General features: G+C 61.5%; 12 protein-coding genes. 8 read left to right on the top strand and 4 right to left on the bottom strand.

Features of this window, described 5'->3' with window-relative positions:
• Positions 1-220 precede the first annotated feature (220 nt).
• Both gap and BM399_RS04165 read left to right on the top strand, forming a co-directional pair.
• Entirely contained in the window at positions 221-1,231 is a 1,011-nt protein-coding gene (gene gap, locus BM399_RS04170) for a type I glyceraldehyde-3-phosphate dehydrogenase (protein ID WP_092864593.1), read from the top strand.
• A 76-nt stretch (positions 1,232-1,307) separates the two neighbouring features.
• Positions 1,308-2,342 carry a class I fructose-bisphosphate aldolase gene (locus tag BM399_RS04165; RefSeq protein WP_092864590.1) on the top strand — a complete coding sequence of 345 codons (1,035 nt, stop codon included), beginning with the start codon at positions 1,308-1,310 and terminating at the stop codon, positions 2,340-2,342.
• An 80-nt stretch (positions 2,343-2,422) separates the two neighbouring features.
• Here the strand turns inward: BM399_RS04165 and BM399_RS04160 are convergent, their stop codons facing one another.
• A complete protein-coding gene (locus BM399_RS04160) occupies positions 2,423-4,762 on the bottom strand; it encodes a L,D-transpeptidase family protein (RefSeq protein ID WP_092864587.1) in 2,340 nt (779 codons plus the stop codon).
• A 336-nt stretch (positions 4,763-5,098) separates the two neighbouring features.
• Here BM399_RS04160 and BM399_RS04155 point away from each other — a divergent pair, with 336 nt between their 5' ends.
• The 5 genes from BM399_RS04155 to BM399_RS04135 all read left to right on the top strand — a co-directional run bounded on the left by BM399_RS04155 (position 5,099) and on the right by BM399_RS04135 (position 9,948).
• A complete protein-coding gene (locus BM399_RS04155) occupies positions 5,099-5,752 on the top strand; it encodes a thiamine phosphate synthase (protein ID WP_092864584.1) in 654 nt (217 codons plus the stop codon).
• Positions 5,749-6,840 (top strand): SEL1-like repeat protein, encoded by a 1,092-nt coding sequence (locus tag BM399_RS04150; RefSeq protein WP_092864581.1) that lies wholly within the window; start codon positions 5,749-5,751, stop codon positions 6,838-6,840. Before BM399_RS04155 ends, BM399_RS04150 begins: the two co-directional genes overlap by 4 nt.
• A 110-nt stretch (positions 6,841-6,950) precedes the next feature.
• A complete protein-coding gene (locus tag BM399_RS04145) occupies positions 6,951-7,745 on the top strand; it encodes an inositol monophosphatase family protein (RefSeq protein ID WP_092864579.1) in 795 nt (264 codons plus the stop codon).
• Positions 7,746-7,863: 118 nt separating this feature from the next.
• Positions 7,864-8,913, top strand: coding sequence for a flagellar motor protein MotA (locus tag BM399_RS04140; RefSeq protein WP_092864576.1), 1,050 nt, complete (start codon positions 7,864-7,866; stop codon positions 8,911-8,913).
• 6 nt (positions 8,914-8,919) lie between these two features.
• Positions 8,920-9,948, top strand: coding sequence for a peptidoglycan -binding protein (locus tag BM399_RS04135; RefSeq protein ID WP_092864573.1), 1,029 nt, complete (start codon positions 8,920-8,922; stop codon positions 9,946-9,948).
• Positions 9,949-10,148: 200 nt separating this feature from the next.
• Here BM399_RS04135 and BM399_RS04130 read toward each other — a convergent pair whose 3' ends face one another.
• Positions 10,149-11,972 carry an ABC transporter transmembrane domain-containing protein gene (locus BM399_RS04130; protein WP_092864570.1) on the bottom strand — a complete coding sequence of 608 codons (1,824 nt, stop codon included), beginning with the start codon at positions 11,970-11,972 and terminating at the stop codon, positions 10,149-10,151.
• Between the two features lie 286 nt (positions 11,973-12,258).
• Between BM399_RS04130 and rpmE the strand changes: the two genes are divergently transcribed.
• Positions 12,259-12,483, top strand: a complete 225-nt coding sequence (gene rpmE / locus BM399_RS04125; protein WP_092864567.1) for a 50S ribosomal protein L31 — start codon at positions 12,259-12,261, stop codon at positions 12,481-12,483.
• An 86-nt stretch (positions 12,484-12,569) separates the two neighbouring features.
• On the opposite strand, the gene rcdA is transcribed toward rpmE, so the two are convergent.
• Together rcdA and BM399_RS04115 are read right to left on the bottom strand one after the other, a co-directional pair.
• Positions 12,570-13,118 (bottom strand): protease adaptor protein RcdA, encoded by a 549-nt coding sequence (rcdA, locus tag BM399_RS04120; protein WP_092864564.1) that lies wholly within the window; start codon positions 13,116-13,118, stop codon positions 12,570-12,572.
• A gap of 381 nt (positions 13,119-13,499) precedes the next feature.
• Complete coding sequence (locus BM399_RS04115; protein ID WP_092864561.1) at positions 13,500-13,691, bottom strand: DUF1192 domain-containing protein; 192 nt, start codon at positions 13,689-13,691, stop codon at positions 13,500-13,502.
• Positions 13,692-13,765: the final 74 nt, after the last annotated feature.

The following is a 13,765-nucleotide window of genomic DNA, read 5'->3' as shown; positions in this document are numbered from 1 at the left end:
CTACGTTACGTGGCGAAGGTAAACGCAGTCAATAAACGAGACCGTGTTGTACCCCGTTGAACGCAAAGATTTGCAGGCGCGGACGTCCCATCGACGGAGCTGAATGATTGACAGCGGCCCATTAAGTGACGTTAAAGACCCGCAATTACTGGCGATAACGGAGATGAGACCTACATCTCATCAACCCCAGCATAAAATCTTACCCGGAGGACCCCCGAGAATGACTGTGAAGGTGGCGATCAACGGTTTCGGCCGCATCGGCCGTAACGTGCTGCGCGCAATCATCGAGAGTGGACGCACGGATATCGAAGTCGTCGCCATCAACGATCTCGGCCCCGTCGAAACGAACGCGCATCTGCTGCGTTACGACAGCGTGCACGGGCGTTTTCCGAAACCGGTAAAGGTCTCAGACGACACGATCGACGCGGGCAGCGGACCGATCAAGGTTACCGCGATCAAGAATCCGGCTGAGCTTCCTCACAAAGCCCTCGGCGTCGACATCGCGTTCGAGTGCACGGGCATCTTCACGTCGAAAGACAAGGCAAAGGCGCACCTCGACGCGGGCGCGAAGCGCGTGCTCGTTTCGGCTCCTGCCGACAACGCCGACCTGACGGTCGTCTACGGCGTCAACGACGACAAGCTGACGAAGGACCATCTGATCGTCTCGAACGCGTCGTGCACGACGAACTGCCTCGCGCCAGTCGTCCACGTGCTCCATAATGCGATCGGTCTTCAGCACGGCTTCATGACGACGATCCATTCCTACACGGGTGACCAGCCGACGCTCGACACCCTGCACAAGGACCTCTATCGCGGCCGCGCTGCAGCGCTGAACATCATCCCGACGACGACCGGCGCCGCCAAAGCCGTCGGCCTCGTCATCCCCGAGCTGAACGGCAAGCTCGACGGCGCGTCCATGCGCGTGCCGACGCCGAACGTTTCGCTGGTCGACTTCAAGTTCGTCGCCAAGCGCAACACGACGGCCGAGGAAGTGAATAACGCCCTCATCGAAGCGTCGCAGTCGAACCGTCTCGCTGGCATCCTGGCGATTACGAGCGACAAGCTGGTCTCGATGGACCTCAATCACGACCCGGCTTCCTCGACGGTGGCGCTCGATCAAACCAAGGTGATCGACGGGAACTTCGTTCGCGTCGTCACGTGGTACGATAACGAATGGGGTTTTTCGAACCGCATGGCCGACACGGCCGTTGCGATGGCGAAGCTGATCTAGCCGAATTCTGACGGGCGCTGCGAACGGCGCCCGTTTTCATGAGTAATCAATTTGAAAGCGGCCTACGGAGGCAAAAATGAGCGAAAGACTTGAAGATATCGCCCGCGCTCTGGTTGCGCCTGGAAAAGGCATTCTCGCTGCCGACGAAAGCACGAGCACGATCAAAAAGCGCTTCGACACGATCAAACTCGCCTCGACCGAGGACAGCCGCCGCGATTACCGCGAGATGTTGTTCCGGGCGACGGAGGGCATGAAGAATTACGTTTCCGGCGTCATCCTCTATGACGAGACGATCCGGCAGAAGGCGAAGGACGGCACGCCGCTCGTCGACATCATGAAGGCGGCCGGATCCATTCCGGGCATCAAGGTCGACGTCGGCGCGAAGCCCCTCGCCGGCCCGACCTCGAAGATCGAGACCGTCACCGAAGGCCTCGATGGCCTGCGCGAACGCTTCGCCGAATATCACAAGCTCGGCGCTCGCTTCGCGAAGTGGCGCGGCGTCATCACCATCGCCGATGGCTTGCCGAGCTGGAACTGCGTCAAGGCCAATGCCCACGCACTCGCGCGCTACGCAGCCCTCGCCCAGGAAGCCGGCATCGTTCCGATCGTCGAGCCTGAGGTGCTGATGGACGGCCCGCATTCGGGTCACGACATCGACGAATGCTATCGCGTGACGGAATGGACGCTCCGCACGGTGTTCCGCGAACTCTACGACGCGCGTGTCCAACTCGAAGGCATCGTACTGAAACCGAACATGGTCATCGCCGGGCAGAAATCAGCGAAGCAGGCGAGCCCCGCCGAAGTCGCCGAAAAGACCATCAAGTGCCTGAAGGAAACGGTGCCGTCAGCCGTCCCGGGAATTGCGTTCCTGTCGGGCGGCCAGTCCGACGAAGCCGCCACCCAGCACCTGTCGCTCATGAATGCTTCGGGTCCGCTGCCCTGGCCGCTGACGTTCTCCTACGGCCGGGCGCTGCAAGCCGCAGCGATCCAGGCGTGGGGCGGCAAGCCGGAAAACGTTGCAGCCGGTCAGCGCGCATTCACGCATCGCGCGAAGATGAATAGCCTTGCCGCTCTCGGCAAATGGAACGCGACGCTGGAGAAGGCGGCCTGATCGCCACCAATCGAAATTTGGCAAACAAAAAAGAGCGGATCGACGATCCGCTCTTTTTTTGTGTCTCGGTCACTACCGGTTTAGTTCAGGAAGATGTTCGAAAGCGCATCCTGAATGGTGCCGCCCGTACTCTTGCCTTGCGGCTTCTGCTGCTTCGCAGACGCGCTCTTCTTCTGATTCTGGTTCTTCTTCGAAGGCGGCGGAGCATCCATCATGCTATCGGAGCCCGCATCGGCACCAACTGTCGCGCCACCCGCATCGTTGGACGCGGTCGGCACGCCGTCGCGCGCACTCGTTTCAGCCGGATCGAAGGCCTCGGGTGCCGTATAGCGAACCGGACGCCCGCGCAGCGCCGACATGATCCGCCCGTCATGACCGTAGAGGTCTGCGTAGCTCAAGAGACGTCCATCGTCATCGACGCGAGCCGTGAAGTAGACGAGATAGACCGGCACTTCCTTTGAAAGCGTAACGCTCGCGCCGCTGTCCCAGAGCTGGCCAACTTTTTCAGGCGAATAACCCTTGTCTTCGGCAAGAAGAACTTCAGCCGTGCGCCGTGGCTCCTCGACGCGCATGCAGCCATGGCTCAAGGCACGATAGCTTTGGGCGAACAGGCCGCGCTCGGGCGTATCGTGCATGTAAACATCGTGCCGGTTCGGGAACCGGAATTTCACGAGGCCAAGCGGATTATCTGCGCCAGGCGGCTGCGTGAAGCTGTACTGGCGGATATCGGCAGTGCTCCAGTTGACCGAATCCGGATCGACCGGCCGGCCGTTGTAGTAGACCTGCAGCTTGTAGGCTTCGAGCACGCGCGCGCCGCCGCTTCCGCCGCCACCGCCGAACAGCTGATCGAAGAAACCGATGCCGGTGCCGCCGCCCGACGCGCTTCTGAGGCGCGGCAGAAGCTCCTTGGACTTGATGCCGTCAGGCATGCCCCAGCTCGGCTTGAAGATCACGAACTGCATGTTCGCTGCCAGCACAGGCGTCGGCCAAGACGGCTGGCCAACAATCATCTTCTGTTTGAGTTCGAGGTGGTTGCCCTTCCAGATTTCACTGGTGAACTCGGGAATGTTGTTCATCACGTAGAGCGGCCCAAGATCCACCGGCAGCCAGCGCCAACGCTCCATATTGGCGATGAGCCGGTCGACGTTCTGCTTGGGATCGGCGCGCTTCGGCTCTCCCGCCTTGTTCAGAGCCGTGCGCACGCGGTCGCTCAAAATGCCGTTGGCCTTGAGACCATTGTCGCGCTGAATGCCACGCACCGCATCGACGAGTTCGTCGTCATAGACGCGCTCGTCCTCTGGATTTGCCGCAGGCATCTTCAAGCGCTGGCGCAAGAGTGCAACCTGATCGTCTTCCGCGCCGGGTTTTAGCTGCTTGCCTTGCGGCAGCTTGACGAGGAGCGCCGGATCGACGGGCTCTTCTTCCTGCTTCGGCCCGCGCGCTTTCAGAAGCGCCTGACGCAGGCGCTCGAAGCCGACGTGCTTCGGATTCAATCCACGCAGATAAGCGTCAGGCTCTGCAACGCTCGCGAGTTCGCTGATGACGGTCTTCGCGTCCTTCACCGGCGGCTTCATGTCGAGAATGTTGCTCAGCGCCACAGGATCGAGACGGCCCCCGCGCGCGAAGCGAGCATATTTCAGAGCGGCAAGCGTGAGCTGAACGTCTGCGGCACCGAGCGCTTCCGCACTCGCACCGCTCGCTATGTTCGCCACGACAAAATCGGAAGGCTCAAGCCCCCAATCGTCGGCGCTCCGGAGCGTCGAAATGACAGCCTTGGCTTTATGCGTGAAGCCGCTGTCGTTCACCCAAAGCGGTTCGGTCCGCGAATTGTAGAAGTCGCGCGCCGCTGCAACGTCGACGGCAATGTTTTCCCGCCCTCCGAGCGCCTTGTCGCCGAGCTTCGCTCGCGCAGCCGCCACGATCGGGTTGACGGGCGGCGCGACGGGAGCCGCAACAGCGGGGATCGGTTCGGTCTTCGGCTGGGCGGCGCTATCCGCCGGTGCAGCAGCCGGCTCAACAGCGGCGGGCGCCGGAGTCGCGTCGGGAGTGGTAGCGGCGGGAGTAGTGGCTGCTGGAGTGATGGCAGCTGGCGCTGCATCCGATGGAGGCGGCGCGGATACGCTCGGGCTAGCGGGTGCGGGCATTTCGGTCGGCGGCGTTACCGCAGCGGTCGCCGGAGGTGTTGGTCTCGAAGCCGGAGGCGTTTCAGGTGTTGTAGCAGCAGCTGCAGCAGCCGCGTCTTTCGCAGCGTCCGAAGCGGGAATGGCGCCGGTCGTTGTGTTCGACTGCGGAAAATACGTCGTCGTTCCGCTCTCTGATGAAATTTGAACAGGGGGCTCGGCCATTGCAGCCGAATTGACGCCGATTGAACCGATACCCAGCAAGCTGACGCCCAGAAGGCGAAGAGAAAATGTGATCATTCCCCGTGTGGCTCCGATAGGCGAGAGGCGCGGCGATGCCAGCGTTGCCGACACTACGTGAGCCCTCAAGTTGGCGGAAAAACGCCGAAACTCAGAGATGGGGCGACATTGGCCCGTTCCCCCAAACTGGTAAACTGCCAAAGCCCCGGATTCCGGCGAAAAAACCCGTCTGTGACTGAGAAAACTCGAATCGTCTTGAGTATAGCGCCGATTACTGCAACCCAGGGCCCCAAACCACGTTGGCAAACCACCTTGCCAATCCACGTTGAAAGCCGCCCGCTTCTTGTTTCCGCCGCAATCGGCTTTGAAGAGCGGGCCTGAACCGGAGCCTATCGCTTGTCGAGCGCCACCAGCCTCTACCTTGACTTCGAGATCGACGCGGGAACTCCCGCAGCGCACGCGTTGAGCCTGCTCGCCGCGGCGTCCGGCGCCGCCACCATCGCGAGCGTTCTTATCCGCCCCACTGATGGAACGTCTGTGGACGAAGCACTGGCCCGCAAGCTCGTTGCAGAGGCTCAGAAGAGGAACATCGCGGCCCTCGTCACTTCAAGCCTGGAGGACGCTACGATGCTCGGTGCCGACGGCATCCACCTGCCGTGGTCGCGCGATATCGTCCGTCAGTTCAAAACGTTGAAGCTATCGGCGCCGGCCGGAACGGTCATCGGAGTGGATGCCGGACGCAGCCGCCACGATGCGATGGAAGTCGCCGAAGCGGGTGCCGATTACATTGCGTTTGGCGTTCCGCCCCACGTCGAAGACCGCGCCAAAGCCGCCGAGCGCCAGCTCGACCTGATCGCGTGGTGGAGCGAAGTATTCGAAATCCCGTCGGTCGCCTTCGATGTCGATGATCCGGAAGCAGCACATAGTCTCGCCGCAGCTGGCGCCGACTTCGTTTCCGTTCGCCTCGGGCCACAGGATACGGAAGCAGCAGCCGTTGCGCGCATTCGCGAATTTTCCGAGGCCATAAGGACTCCGGAGCCAGCGAGATGACAGCACGCGCGACGAAGTTCATCGTACCGCTAACAGTCTTGGCGCTCGCCGGCTTTGGCGCGGCTGCACCGCTCTTGGCGGACAGCAGCTCGTGGTTCTCGCGCGATACCGAAACGCCCGTGCCGAAGCTCGCACCCTCTCCAAAGAAGGAGCCGCAATCCGCGCCTCCGTCGCAACAGGGAACGTCCGAAGTCCAGAAGACAATTCCCTCGACCGTGCCGGCGACCGGCGACGACGCGGCCTATACGGCCTTCGATCAGGGACAGTACCTGACGGCGCTCAAGCTTGCGGAAGAAGCAGCCGCGCGTGGCGAAGCGCAGGCCAACACGCTGATCGCGCGGATCTACACGGAAGGTCTCGGCGTCCAGAAGGACGACAAGAAAGCCTTCGAATACTACAAGCGCGCGTCTGATCTCGGCGACATGCAGGGCACGTTCGCGCTCGGCATCTCGTACGCCGAAGGCCGCGGCGTGAAAAAGGATCGCAAAGCCGCCGCCGAGCTGTTCGAAAAGGCGGCGCTGACCGGCCACGCCGAAGCCAATTACAATCTCGGCCTTCTTTTCCTCAAAGGCGATGGCAAACCCGAAAACCCCATTCGCGCCTACCAGCACATCCGCTACGCCGCCGAAAAGGGCTTGCCTCAGGCGCAGTACGATCTCTCCGAACTTTATCAGACCGGATCGGGCGTCGCGGCCGACGCGCTCGAAGCCGCCCGTTGGCTATCCCGAGCCGCCGAGCAGGGCTATCCCGAGGCGCAGTACGATTACGCCGTGAGATTGATCCAAGGCATGGGCCTTACGAAAGACGAGCCCAAAATCCCAATTCTGATGAAAGCCGCGGCCGACAAGGGCATCGCGGGCGCCCAGAATCGTTTGGCCTACATTTATTTCGACGGCATCAAGGTAAAGAAAGATCCGGTCGAAGCCGCCAAGTGGCGGCTCATCGCCAAAAAGCATGGTTTCGAAGACGAAGAGCTCGACGCGCGGATTGCGAACATGCCCAAGGCCGACCGGCAGAAAGCGGAAGCCGAAGCATCCGCCTGGGCGGACCGTATTGGGGCCGATCCCGGCATGGCCGAACTCCAGTAGCCATTCACGAGGCTTCGGCACGAGGCTTTGGCCTTTCAGTCGCCTTGCCACAGGGTCGAAGAGCAGTTAGAGCCCGGCTCTCCCCTTTTGCGCCCGTCCGGATCAACGAAATGAATAACGTATCGCCGACACTCAACGTCATGATCTCGGCCGCACGCAAGGCGGGACGCAGCCTCTCCCGCGATTTCGGCGAGGTGGAGCACCTGCAGGTCTCGATCAAGGGACCGGCCAATTTCGTCTCCGCCGCCGATCACAAGGCCGAAGACATCATCTTCAAGGAGCTGTCGAAGTCCCGCGGCACCTACGGCTTTCTCATGGAAGAACGGGGCGAGATCGTCGGCGCCGACAAGACGCACCGCTGGATCGTCGATCCGCTCGACGGCACGACGAACTTCCTGCATTCGAACCCGCTGTTCGCTGTCTCGATCGGCCTTGAGCGCGAAGGCCAGCTCGTTGCGGGCGTCATTTACAATCCGGCGAGCGACGAGCTCTTCACGGCCGAAAAAGGCAAGGGCGCGTACATGAACGATCGCCGCCTGCGGGTCGCGGCGCGCAAAAGCCTCGGCGATGCCCTCGTGACGACCGGAATTCCGCACCGTGGCCGCGAAGGCAAGGCGCGCTACCTGAAAGAGATGGACCTCTTGATGAACGAAGTCGCGGGTATCCGCCGGACGGGCTCCGCCGCGCTCGACCTCGCCTTCGTCGCAGCCGGGCGGTTCGACGCCTACTGGGAGCACAATCTTCAGCCGTGGGATGTTGCGGCGGGCATCGTCATCGCCCGCGAGGCCGGCGCCTTCGTCACCGATTTGGCCGGCAGCGACAAAATGATGGAAACTGGCGATATTATCGCTGCTAACCCCTACATTCACAAAGCTTTGGGGTCATTCCTCTTCAATAAAGGCTGAATCGTGCCGCATAGCCGCGGGGCGGCCGCCACTTTGGCATGATGTTGCCCGTTTTCGATGGAACAGCCTTGCGCTAAGGTTCTGCAGGACCAGCGGGGCGTTCCGGAGGCAAGGACGAATGGCGAAGATCCGCCCGGGCGATGCTTCGGCACTGGCCCCGGTATCACGGCGGTTGACACCACCCGGTGTCTTCCTGCTGCGCATGACGATTTTTTTGACGTTGGTGGGTTTTCTCGCCGCCATTCTGTTCGATCAATTGAAGCACTCGTTCCTGAACAATCCTGGCCTCAACGGCCTGATTGTCGGGGCATTGGCGCTCGGCATCGTTTACGCCTACCGCCAGGTCTTCCGCCTCTACCCCGAAATCCGTTGGGTTAACGCCTTCCGCATTTCCGACCCCGGCCTCTCGATCAGCGCCCGCCCCGTGCTGCTCGCGCCGATGGCGACGATGCTGCGCGACCGGACCGGCACCCTTTCGCTGTCGACCGCCGCGATGCGCTCGTTCATGGATTCGATCGGCTCCAGGCTCGACGAAGCCCGCGATACCGGCCGCTACCTTGTCGGCCTGCTCGTCTTTCTCGGCCTGCTCGGAACGTTCTGGGGCCTCCTCGAGACGATCCAGTCGGTCGGCGCCGCCATCGACACGCTGGACAGCAAAGCGACCGATAACGTCCAGCTCTTCAGCGACCTGAAGGCCGGGCTTTCGGCGCCGCTGAAGGGCATGGGCACCGCGTTTTCGTCATCGCTGCTAGGCCTTTCGGGTTCCCTCGTTCTGGGCTTCCTCGAGCTTCAGGCGAGCCACGCCCACAACCGCTTCTACAACGAGCTCGAGGAATGGCTGTCCGGCATCACCGAGCTGACGCCCGCCGGCACCGGCGCCCATACGAATGATTACGTCAATCGCCAGCTCCTGTCGGCGGTTGTCGAAATGCAGCGCTCGCTCGAGGACTTCGCGAACCGCGTCGTCGATCAGGCAGCCGTGCCCGCAAAAGCCGTGGCCCCCCAGGACGACGTCCGGGACCTCGCGCGCGGCGTCAACCAACTCGTCACGCAGATGCGCTCTGAGCAAAAAGTCGTCCGCGAGTGGGTCGATGAGCAGGCACAAAGCCAAGCCGAGGTCGCCGCCATGCTGCGCAACCTTGCCGACGCCATGAAGCGCGGAGTGTAAAGGCGCATGGCACGCGGACGGTCCCGTCGCAGCGGTGAATACGGGGAGTTCTGGCCTGCCTACGTCGACGTGCTGTCGACACTGCTTCTCGTCGTCACGCTGTTGATGTCGATCTTCATGATCGCCCAATACTTCTCGGCCCAAGAGGCAACGGGAAAAGACTCCGCCCTCCAGCGTCTGACCCAGCAGATCAGCGAGCTGACCTCGATGCTTTCGCTCGAGAAAGGCAAATCGCAATCGGCCCAGGACGATCTGGCGGCCCTGCAAGCCTCCCTCTCGTCCGTGAAGGCCGAGAATGAGAAACTGACTGGCGCAGGTCTCGGCGCCGATGACCGCGCCAAAGCGGCGGAAGGCCGGATCGCGGCACTCGGCGCCGATCTCGACAAGCAGAAGAACATTTCCGCCGAAGCGCTGTCGAAGGTCGACCTGCTCAATCAGCAGCTCGTCGCCTTGCGCCGGCAGATCGCCGCTCTGAGCGACGCGCTCGATGCTTCACAGAAGAAGACGACCGAGAGCGACAAGACCATCAAGGACCTCGGCGCCCGCCTGAACACCGCGCTCGCACAGCAGGTGCAGGAACTGAAGCGCTATCGATCGGACTTCTTCGGCCGCCTCAGAGAACTACTGAAAGATCGCAAGGACATCCGCATCGCCGGCGATCGCTTCGTGTTTGAATCGGAAGTCCTCTTCCCGGCCGGATCGGCGACGCTGACGCCGGAGGGTGACGCCGCGATGGATCAGATCGCATCGGCGATCCTGGAGCTTCAAAAGGAAATCCCGCCCGACATCGACTGGGCGCTGCAGATCAACGGCCACACCGACATCCGCCCGATCTCGAGATCGGCATTTCCATCGAACTGGGAACTGTCGACCGCACGCGCCTCGTCCGTGGTCAAATATCTGATATCGCGCGGTGTCCCGCCTGATCGCCTCGTAGCCGCGGGCTACGGCGAATTTGCGCCGATCGATCCGGGCCTGACGGAAGAAGCCTTCCAAAAGAACCGCCGCATCGAGCTGAAACTCACGAACCGCTAGCGTGACCGGCCACAAAGCAAAAGCTTGGATTTATGAGAGTCTGAGCGTGTCCGCGAGCCAATGGATCAGCTCGGCGTTGTTGTACGAGATATCGTACGCGAAACAGCCAAACAGAACGACAATGACCGTCAGTGCTTTCATGACAGCAATCATCAGCACGCGGATGTTAATGAAACGTTAAAGAACGTCCGTCGAGCCGCCTACTCGGCGGCTTCGCGCCCGAATTGAAGCTCGGCGAGATGCGCATAAATCCCGCCCCGGCGGACAAGCTCGACATGCGTCCCGGCTTCGACGATCCGCCCCTTCTCCATGACGAGAATGCGATCGGCCTTCTGAACCGTAGCGAGCCGATGCGCGATGACGATGCTCGTCCGGTCCTTCATCAGGTCTTCGAGCGCGCGCTGGACAGCCCCTTCGCTCTCGGCGTCGAGCGCGCTCGTAGCCTCGTCGAGCAGCAGGATCGGCGCGTTTTTCAGAATGGCGCGTGCAATGGCGATCCGCTGACGTTGGCCGCCCGAAAGCGAAGTACCGCGTTCGCCGAGCTTGGTATTGTAACCGTCCGGAAGGCGGCGAATGAAGTCGTCCGCCTGGGCCGCTGTCGCAGCCCGCCGAACTTCCGAAAGCGTCGCTCCCGGCGTTCCGTAACGGATGTTCTCCGCGACCGTATCGGCAAAGAGGGCAACGTCTTGCGGCACGAGCGCGATCTGACGGCGCAGCGCCGCGACGTCGGCATCCCGTACATTCACCCCATCGACGCGAACGATGCCTTCGTTGGGATCGTAGAAACGAAGGAGCAGGTTGAAGATCGTCGACTTCCCCGCACCCGAAGCGCCAACGAGCGCCAGCGTCTCGCCGGAATTCGCGCGAAACGATACGCCATCGAGCGCCATCTCGGCGGGGCGCGTCGGATAGGCGAAGCTCACGTTCTCAAATGCGATAGTGCCAATTGAAGGTTCGGGCAAAGGCGTCGGATGCTCGGGGGAACGGATATCGGGTACCGTCGCCATCATTTCCGAAAGCCGCTCGGCGGCGCCGGCAGCTTGGCTCATTTCCCCCCACACTTCCGACAGCTCGGCCAGCGCGCCGGCAGCAAAGAGTGCGTAAAGAACGAATTGCCCGAGCCGGCCGCCGGTCATATCGCCGACGACGACCTCGGACGCGCCATACCAAAGCACACCCGTGACGCTCACGACGGTAAGCAAGATAGCGACGAAGGTCAGCGCCGCGCGGGCAAGCATCCGCCGCCGCGCCGCGGCAAACGTCCGCTCGACGGCGCGCGCGAAGCGATCGGAAACCGTCTTCTCGTTCACGTACGCCTGCATCGTCCGGTAGGCGCCGAGGTTTTCAGAGGCGTAAGCCGAAGCCTCGCCGAGCGTATCCTGAGCCTGCCGCGACAACCGCCGCACGACGCGCCCGAATCCGACGAGGGGAAGAACGATGATGGGAATGGCGAGGAACACCAGCGCCGACAGATTGGGGCTGGTTATGAACATCATAACGAGCGCGCCGATCAGCATGATGGCGTTGCGCGCCGCCTGACTGAGCGCCGTCCCGGCGACGGCCTTGATCTGCGTGGTGTCCGCCGTCAGCCGGCTCATGATCTCGCCGGAGTGATTGAGATCGAAGTAGGCGGGGCCGAGCTTCGCGAGCTGCGCAAAGACCTTGGCTCGAAGGTCGGCAACGACCCGTTCTCCGATCCAGTTGACGAAATAGAAGCGGGCCGGGCTCGCGACCGCGATGACGAGGCCGATGGCGATAATCGTCAGGAAGTAGTTGTTGATCAGCGTTGAATCGTTGCCGCCGAAGCCGTTGTCGATCATCCGGCGGACAGCAAGCGGCACCGAAAGCATCGCAATCGCCGAGACGACCAGAGCGATGATCGCGCCCCACAGGGCGCCCTTGTGACTGAGGATCAGCGGCTTCAGCGTTAAGAGCGGCTTGAGCGCCAAGCGCTTCGACTGCCGCGTGTTTTCATGGTCGGGCTGGGCCCGTTCCGAGCCCTGATCTGCTACGTCGCTGCTCATCGGCCTTTTTTGGTCCAAAGCTTGGGGAAACAAGATATTTCAACCCTGAAGCCGGCCCGGACCATGCCCCACCGGGCAGCTAGGCTCAAGAGACAATGGGCCGCTTTTTGGCCTGGAAGGCTTACAGTTTCCTCAGGTTAGGCGCGACTTGAGGCCGTTATCTGGCCTTGTGCGGCAGGCTTATCTCGGCTAAAGAACGCGGCAATTCAGTCCCCTCTGCACAAACCGGGGCCGAGGCTCGCCAGAGCTTCGCCGTGAAAATCGCATTCAAGACGGACACAAGGCCATGAAGAAAGACGCCGACCTTCACCCGGATTACCACGAGATCAAAGTGGTGATGACGGACGGAACGGAATTCACGACCTATTCGACCTATGGCAAGGCCGGCGACAAGCTGACCCTCGACATCGACCCGAACACGCATCCGGCCTGGACCGGCGGCGACGCGAAGTTGATGGACCGTGGCGGCCGCCTGTCGCGCTTCAAGAAGAAGTTCGAGGGCATGTTCTGATCGCCAAAGGCGTCGAACGCACTCTCTGGAAAAGCAAAGGCCCGGTCGCGAGACCGGGCCTTTTGCGTTCGTAGCTGAATTTGAATTCAGCTGAATTTCACTGAAAACGCGCGCTCGAGCAGGCCCACCTGCTGTGCAACCGGATTGACGGCCGCTTGCGGCGTCTCGGCAGCGGAAGGCTTCGCCAACACGCGATCGAGCTGCGAGATGCGATCGTGAAGCTGGAAGCTTTCCTCGATCAGGTTCTGCAAACCTTGCGGAAGCTCGGTGTAGCCTTTGACGTGCGACGGCCGGCCGAAAGCCTGCAGCTTCACGCGGCGGCGCTTCTTCTGAGCCTCTTCGTCGGTGATCTCACCCTCACGCAGCGCGCGACGGATCAAGAGCCACGAAGCAAGGTCGAGCAGCCGAGTTGTAAGCCTCATGCTTTCGGTGGCATAGAGCACGCCCACGCCGCCTACGAGATCCTTGGCCTCTTTCCGGCCCGGTCCATCAAGGTAGCTTGCCGTGCGCTCAACGAGCGCCATGCCTTCCTTGAAGATGTGGTCAAACTGCTCGGAGGACTGAAACCGCTCACCGAACGAGACCGTTGTGGCGCCGCCCGCAGGCGCGCCGTCCACGCGATATACGTTACTCATGACCCTCAACGATACAAACGCTTACCCGTCCGCAACTGCTACCACGAACTGACATTAGTGCACCATAGTTAAGAAGAATGCCCAAAACGGGGCATCTATCCCCACTTCCGGCGAACCTCCTGTGGACAATGCAAAAAAAGAGCCGCCCTCAAAGAGCGGCTCGAAGGTCAACAGTGAGGCGTCAACAAGCGGCAGAGGGACCGCTTTTATCCAGATGGCCTGGATCGAGTCTCAAAATGGCCGGATATGCTTAAAGTTCAGTTAAGTGAAACCATCCGCGCACGGTTCCAGCGTTAGCAAATCGAGACATTGCGCCAAATTGGTCCAATCCCAAAATCGGACACCGCAAAGCGCATTTCAAATAGATGCTTCAGAGCTGCTTCACGATTTGAAAAGTGCGCGCGCCGCGGCTTCGTGCTGGCGCTTGCGATCGAGCTCCACGTTCACGCGCGCGACCTCCGCGTTGAGATCCGCGATCCGCTTTTCAAGCTCGGCGACCGACAGCGTTTCGAGATTGTCTCCGATAGCAGCCCCGCTCGGCTTCTTTCGCGGCATCAAATCATCGAGGTCCATGACTGTTCCTCCAATTTTTCTTGTCCGTCAGCTTATTTGAGACGCGAAGGGGCGTCGAGAGTTGGTCGCCGCCA

It is taken from the genome of Hyphomicrobium facile, from assembly GCF_900116175.1.
Taxonomy (GTDB): Bacteria; Pseudomonadota; Alphaproteobacteria; order Rhizobiales; family Hyphomicrobiaceae; genus Hyphomicrobium_B; species Hyphomicrobium_B facile.
The sequence above is the reverse complement of the archived record's forward strand: the minus strand, read 5'-3'. Positions and strand labels throughout refer to the sequence as shown.